Here is a 6,474-nt window from a genome sequence, read left to right as displayed (position 1 = left end):
ACGTCAGCCGGGACACGGTCGACTTGGGCAAACGGCAACGCTCGGAAATATCCTGGTTGCCCAGCAGCCGACTGCCGCTGCGGAAGCAAGACAGCACGTCCAGTCCGCGCGACAACGCGGTGACGAAGTGCCGATCCTGTTTGCCAACGTGAGGACGCGGAGTCGCTGCTGCCGCCGCCGCGCTGCTCGTCTCGATCATGCGAGTCGTCTCTGATGCTCTGGTCGCCATGGTAGTTTCCCGCCTTATGTGTCTATTGAGCGCGCGCTGCACGCGCCATTTCCGCTTCCTGCAACAAACGCCACTGGACTTTGCCAGTGGCCGACTTCGGTAGCGCATCGACGAACTCGATGACGCGCGGATGTTTGTAAGTCGCCATGTTCTGGCGCGTCCACTCGATGATGTCGTCTTCGCTCACTTGGCCTTTGTGAGTCGCGCGTAACACCACGACGGCTTTCACCGTCTCGCCGCGATGGGCATCTTTAGAAGCGATCACGCAGGCTTCCTGGATGGCCGGGTGCTGATACATCAGCGCCTCGACCTCGGCCGGCCACACCTTGAAGCCCGAGCAATTGATCATTCGTTTCAAGCGATCGACCAGGAAGAAATAACCTTCCTGATCGACATAGCCCAGATCGCCGGTACGGAAAAATTTCTTGCCGTCGAGCATCAGAAACGCCGCTTCGGTGGCTTCGGGATTGCGCCAGTAGCCGCGGAAGATCTGCGGACCGTGCGAGACGATCTCACCCACCGTTCCCTGCGGCACTTCCTGCAAGGTTTCCGGATCGATGATGCGCGAGTCGGTGTTACAGATCGGCACGCCGAGACATTGCCGCTTCGGTCGATCCGGCGGATTCACGTGCGTCGGCGCGATGGTCTCGGTCAACCCATAGCCTTCGATGTACGGCGAGCCCACCAACTGTTGCAAGCGTTCGCCCACCGCAGCCGGCATGGCGGCGCCGCCGCCGGAAACGCGCACCAACGACGACAAGTCATATTGATCCAGCTTGGGATTGGCCAGGAAGTCGATCACCATGGTGGCGATCGCCGTCCACGACATCAGCTGGTAGCGTTGAATCAACTCGGCCGCGACTTCGCGATCCCAACGACACATCAGCACGATGGTGCCGCCGTAGAACAACGGCGCATTCATGCCACCCTGCATGCTGGTGACATGGAAGAACGGCAACACCACCAGTTGACTGGTGTCGGAGCTGGCGCTGAACCAGAAGGTGTTGGTGAGCACCGTGTGCATCACATTCCGATGCGTGAGCATGCAGCCCTTCGGCCGGCCGGTGGTGCCCGAGCTATAAGGAATGACGCAAAGATCGTCGGATCCCATGGTCAACGGCCCCGGCGTGCGTTTGGCCGTCAGTGCGTCGCCCCACAAAGTCACATGCTTGTCGGCCAACGCTTGTCTGGGAGCGCTGACGACTTCCGGCATACGCAGCGTCGTCTTCGGATCGATGTAGTCGCTGTACGCAGCCACGATGGCGCGCTGAACTTGCTTGCCGAGCAGTGGCTGCAGCTGCGGATAGACTTCTTGCGCGACCAGAGCAACTTTGGCGCCGCTATCCTCGATGTAATGCTCGAGCTCGGCGGTGACACTCATCGGATTCACCGGCACCACCACCGCATTGGCTCGCAGGATGCCGTAGTAAGACAGGATGAACTGCGGGCTGTTCTGCATCACCAGCAGCACCCGGTCGCCGGGCGCGACTCCGCAATCGTGTTGCAGATAGCCGGCCAAGCGCTCAGCCTCATCTTTGAATCGCCCATAGCTGAGCGGCGCTTCGAAAAAGATCAGATAGGGCTTGTCGGGATAACGGGCCGCCGAGACTTCCGCGTTGTAAAACAGGTTGGTCGCCGGCGAGGTGATATTGCGTGGCAGGCCGACGGGCCAAAATTTGAAATGCTCTTGGGACATGCTCCCCATCCCCCCAACGTCTCGATGTGCCCGCAGATTCCACAATGCGGGCGTTTGTTCTGCCCGAAAATTATCACATCTTGCACTGCGCAACCAAGCCGCCGGTCCGTCAAGGTATGTGAGCAGATGGCCGCAGGCAAGCCACATTCAGGCGGAACTTGCCGTAATTGCGGGACTCCATTGAATTCCCCAAGTTGCGAATGCGCCGGGAGCACCCCTATGATTCCCGCCTGCATCGAGAACACTTATTCTGCATAGCAGCCAGCAGGTTTTTCCATGGATTTGAACTTCACGCCCGCAGAGCTAGCGTTTCGCGACGAAGTCCGCCAGTTCATGCGGGATGAACTCCCACAAGACATCGCGCAGCGGGTCAAAAGCGGCTTGGTGCTGCGTGCCGCCGACTACACCCGCTGGCAAAAGATTCTATTTCGGCGCGGTTGGGGCGGGCCCGGCTGGCCCACTCAATTCGGCGGTCCCGACTGGAGCCCGGTCCAGATGCACATTTTCGATGAGGAAGCTGCGGCCGCCGGCGCTCCTCGGACCATTCCGTTTGGCTTGAAGATGGTGGCGCCCGTGATCATGGCGTTCGGCTCGCCGGCGCAACAGCAGCGCTTCTTGCCGGGAATCCTTAATGGCGAAGTGTGGTGGTGCCAGGGCTATTCCGAACCGGGCGCGGGCTCGGATCTGGCTTCGTTGAAAACCCGAGCCGATCGCGACGGTGATTGCTACATCGTCAACGGCCAGAAAACCTGGAACACGCTCGGCCAACATGCCGACTGGATTTTCTGTCTGGTGCGCACCGATCCCAACGCGCCCAAACAACAGCAAGGCATTTCCTTTTTGTTGATCGACATGAAAACGCCGGGCATCACCGTGCGCCCCATCATCACCATGGATGGCGCCCATGAAGTGAACGAGGTCTGGTTCGAAAACGTCAGAGTGCCGGTCGAAAATCGCATCGGCGAAGAAAACAAAGGCTGGACTTACGCCAAGTTCCTGCTCGGCCACGAACGCACCAACATCGCTGGCGTCGGCGCTTCCAAGCGCGAACTCGGCCGCTTGAAAGACATCGCGCGCCAGGAAACCAAGAACGGCCGTCCGCTGCTCGAGGATCCTTTGTTTGCAGCTCGCGTGGCGCAAGTGGAAATCGAGTTGATGGCGCTGGAGATCACCAACCTGCGTGCGCTCTCAGCCGAATCGGAGCAGCGCGCCCCGGGCCCCGAAGCCTCCATTCTGAAAATCAAAGGCACTGAGATTCAGCAGGCGCTCACCGAGCTGATGATGTACGCCGTCGGGCCGTATGCCCTGCCCTTCGAACGTCGCTCCATCGAAGAAGGCGACCTGGGCAGCGCTGCCGGCCCCGAATATGCCGCGCCGCTGGCCGCGACCTATTGCAACGTTCGCAAGGTCACTATTTACGGTGGCTCGAACGAAATTCAGCGCAACATCATTTCCCAGATGATTCTGGGCCTGTAACGCAACCCGAGCAGCACCCATGGATTTCAACTTCAGCGAAGAACAGCAGCTGCTGAGCGACACCGTGCAGCGCTTGGTGCGCGACACGTATTCATTCGAAGCTCGCCGCGACATTCTCAAAAGCACTGGCGGCTGGAGCCGCGACACTTGGAAAGCGCTGGCCGACCTCGGCCTGACGGCGCTCAACGTGCCCGAGGAACATGGCGGATTGGGCAGCGGCCCGGTCGAGACCATGCTGGTGATGAATGCGCTGGGCGAAGGCCTGGTGGTCGAGCCGTTCCTGGCTGCAGCGGTACTGACGCCGGTGTTGATCGCCAAGCTCAACGATAAGGCGGCCAGCGAGCAGCTGCTGCCCGACATCGCTTCCGGTGAGCGCATCGTGATCGTTGCTCATCAGGAACCCCGAACCCGCGGTGAACTCGACCACGTCGCAACTCGCGCGGACAAAAACGCCAGCGGCTATGTGCTCGACGGCCTGAAAAACGTGGTGATCGGCGGCGGCGCTGCCGATGAGTTACTGGTCACGGCGCGCACTAGCGGCAAGCCCGGCGATACCGACGGCATCAGCGTGTTTCGCGTCGATCCCAAAGCAGCCGGCGTCACCGTCAAAGACTACGGCACCATCGATAGCCTGCGTGCCGCGGATATCACTTTGCAGAAAGTGTCCGTGCCGGCGTCGAGCTTGATCGGCACTGAAGGCAAAGCTTTCGCCGCCATCGAAGCCGCTCACGACCAGGCACTCAGTGCGTTGTGCGCCGAAGCGGTGGGCATCATGAAAGCCGTCAACGCCACCACGCTCGACTACACCAAGAGCCGCAAGCAGTTCGGCCAGCCCATTGCGCGCTTCCAGGTGCTTCAGCATCGGATGGCCGATATGTTTCTACACAGCGAGCAAGCCCGCTCGATGAGCTATCTCGCGGCCATCAAATGTGTCGAGGAGGACGCCGGCGAGCGTCGTCGCGCCTTGTCGGCAGCGAAAGTGATCATCGGCCAGGCCGGTAAGTTCGTCGGCCAACAGGCCGTGCAATTACACGGCGGCATGGGCATGACCGATGAGCTGATGGTGAGTCATTATTTCAAACGCTTGACCGCCATCGACCTGACGCTGGGCGATGTGGACTTTCATACCCAGCAGTTCATCGCGGCCGCCAACGCCTCTTAAGTCTTTGCTCGGCACGGGCGGCAGCAGGCCGCCCGCCTCTTCTACCTCAGCCGATAAATCAACTTCTGGCCGCGCTCGGTCTTCGACTCCAGCGCCAGCCATTCCTGCCGTTCCGAATACCACAAATCGATCGAGAGCTTGTCACTTCGCAGCTCGTAGCGACGCGCCGGCGTGTTCACGCCGCGAACCACGATTGAATCAGCGCCGGCATCCTTGATCTTCACGCCGACATACTCGCCATCTTGTGAGTTGAGCAGCTGAGTCTGTTGCAACATCGCCGGATTCCAGTAGGCGAACGTCAGCAAGCATTCCCCCAGACGCTGCGAGCCCTGCAAAGTTTGCACGACGGTCGCGCTGCCTTGTCGCTGCGCGCTCACGCGATGTTTCTTGCCGTTGTCGTCGGTGCTGGACGCGAGCGTGGACAAACAATCGCCATTCCATTGTTCGACGTCGTGATGGTCGTAGGTGTACGCAGTGACGAAAAGCAGTTTCACCTTCATGTGCGCCTCGCTGGTGAGCTGGCGCTGATTGCCCTGTTCGAGCAGCTCGAATCGATGGCTACCGATTTCCTTGTCGCCCAGGAACACACGAAAGTCCCAGCTACGATTGGCCAGCGCGGTCTGCGGAACCGCCGCGATGCTCAGCACGACCAGCAAGCCGAGTCGGAACTTATTTCTTACCCAGTCCATGAGCACCGCCGTCAAACCTACCTGAACGGAGCTTCGCCTCGCCGCCACCATTGGATGTGGCCCCACCTGTTTAACCGTGTTCAGCTAACGAATTTCCTCCCGAGCAGCACGTGCTACGATGCCGACCGTTCCGGCGCGCAACAGTCATGAATCGGCGTCGCGGACATAATGGGGTCGGGAGAAACATCGTGCGTGAGTGGTTCGCCACATGGCTGCTGGTGCTAGGCGTGTGCATGCTGACTGCACCGTCGCTGGGCAAGGCCGCCGACGCCGTTTCCGGCGACCTGTCCCTGCAAGCCGAGATGCTCGATGAGACCAGCGGCGATGTCAGCATCGACAGACTGATCAGCGGCGCGCTCGACACCAGCTTTCGCCCCTTCGACTTTGCCGCCGCCCGCAAACACGACGGCGCCTTTTGGGTGCGACTCCACGCCGAAGAAAACTCCACGCCCGGCGCGGTGCCGACGTTGAATGTCAGCAAGGGCCGGCATTTGCAGGTCCAGGCATACACCGTCGCCGGCGGCCGTCCGGTCGAGCTGCGAACCGCCACTTACTTGCCCGGCTTCCGCGGCATGCACCAAATAGTGCTGTCATTGCCGGATCGACTCAGCGTCGGGCAACCGCTTTACGTACGCGTCGACGCACAAGGTCAGGGTTGGGAAGGTCTGCAATTCAGCTTCTCCACGCTCGAACAAACCTTGGCCACCGGCGCCGAACATGCCCGCATGATCGCCATCGCCTTCGGCGCGCTGTTGGCGATGGCGTGCACTTCGTTGCTGATCTGGCTGGTGCTCTCGGATCGGCTGCTGCTGTTCTACGCCAGCTTGTTTTCTTTGCAGGCGTTATATGTCGCCTACTTGTCCGGGCAAGGCTTCGATTGGCCGGTGCTGTCGCTCGGCACGCCGCTAATGGCATACACATGGAACGTGACAGCGGCATTGAGCGGTGCCGCGGCCTGTTTGTTCGTGCGAGAGATTGCCGAGCTGCGCCTGTACTCACCGCGTGTTTATGCCATTTTCGGCTGGATGGCCGTGACCTTCGTGGTGCTCGCCTTCGCCAACGTGGCACAACACATCGGCCTCGGCGGAGTAGTGGCGGCCATCGGCAATCTGGTCTTCTTGGGTGCGGCAATTTTCACGCTCGTGGTCGCATTCCTGGCATGGCGGAGAGACAACCGTGCGGCTGGCTGGTTTTTGATCGCGTGGGGTTTGCTGGAAGGATT

6 protein-coding genes are annotated in these 6,474 nt (G+C 60.5%); 3 read left to right on the top strand and 3 right to left on the bottom strand.

Annotated features, from left to right (window positions below; genetic code table 11):
* Nucleotides 1–199, bottom strand: a 199-nt coding sequence (locus JNL55_RS10380) for a helix-turn-helix domain-containing protein (protein WP_415923053.1), incomplete at its 3' end; no start/stop codon positions are given.
* A gap of 52 nt (nt 200–251) precedes the next feature.
* On the bottom strand, nt 252–1,925 hold the full coding sequence (locus JNL55_RS10375; protein ID WP_293852722.1) for a long-chain fatty acid--CoA ligase: 1,674 nt from the start codon (nt 1,923–1,925) through the stop codon (nt 252–254).
* A 276-nt stretch (nt 1,926–2,201) separates the two neighbouring features.
* Between JNL55_RS10375 and JNL55_RS10370 the strand changes: the two genes are divergently transcribed.
* Together JNL55_RS10370 and JNL55_RS10365 are read left to right on the top strand one after the other, a co-directional pair.
* Nucleotides 2,202–3,401 (top strand): acyl-CoA dehydrogenase family protein, encoded by a 1,200-nt coding sequence (locus JNL55_RS10370; RefSeq protein WP_293852720.1) that lies wholly within the window; start codon nt 2,202–2,204, stop codon nt 3,399–3,401.
* A 19-nt stretch (nt 3,402–3,420) separates the two neighbouring features.
* A complete protein-coding gene (locus JNL55_RS10365; protein WP_293852718.1) occupies nt 3,421–4,563 on the top strand; it encodes an acyl-CoA dehydrogenase family protein in 1,143 nt (380 codons plus the stop codon).
* A 41-nt stretch (nt 4,564–4,604) separates the two neighbouring features.
* On the opposite strand, the gene JNL55_RS10360 is transcribed toward JNL55_RS10365, so the two are convergent.
* Nucleotides 4,605–5,252 carry a DUF6134 family protein gene (locus JNL55_RS10360; RefSeq protein ID WP_293852716.1) on the bottom strand — a complete coding sequence of 216 codons (648 nt, stop codon included), beginning with the start codon at nt 5,250–5,252 and terminating at the stop codon, nt 4,605–4,607.
* Nucleotides 5,253–5,440: 188 nt separating this feature from the next.
* On the opposite strand from JNL55_RS10360, the gene JNL55_RS10355 reads away from it, so the two are divergent.
* Nucleotides 5,441–6,474 (top strand): 7TM-DISM domain-containing protein (locus JNL55_RS10355; protein ID WP_293852714.1); only part of this gene is annotated, 1,034 nt, incomplete at its 3' end.

The organism is Steroidobacter sp. (assembly GCF_016790065.1).
GTDB lineage: Bacteria > Pseudomonadota > Gammaproteobacteria > Steroidobacterales > Steroidobacteraceae > Steroidobacter.
The sequence above is the reverse complement of the archived record's forward strand: the minus strand, read 5'-3'. Positions and strand labels throughout refer to the sequence as shown.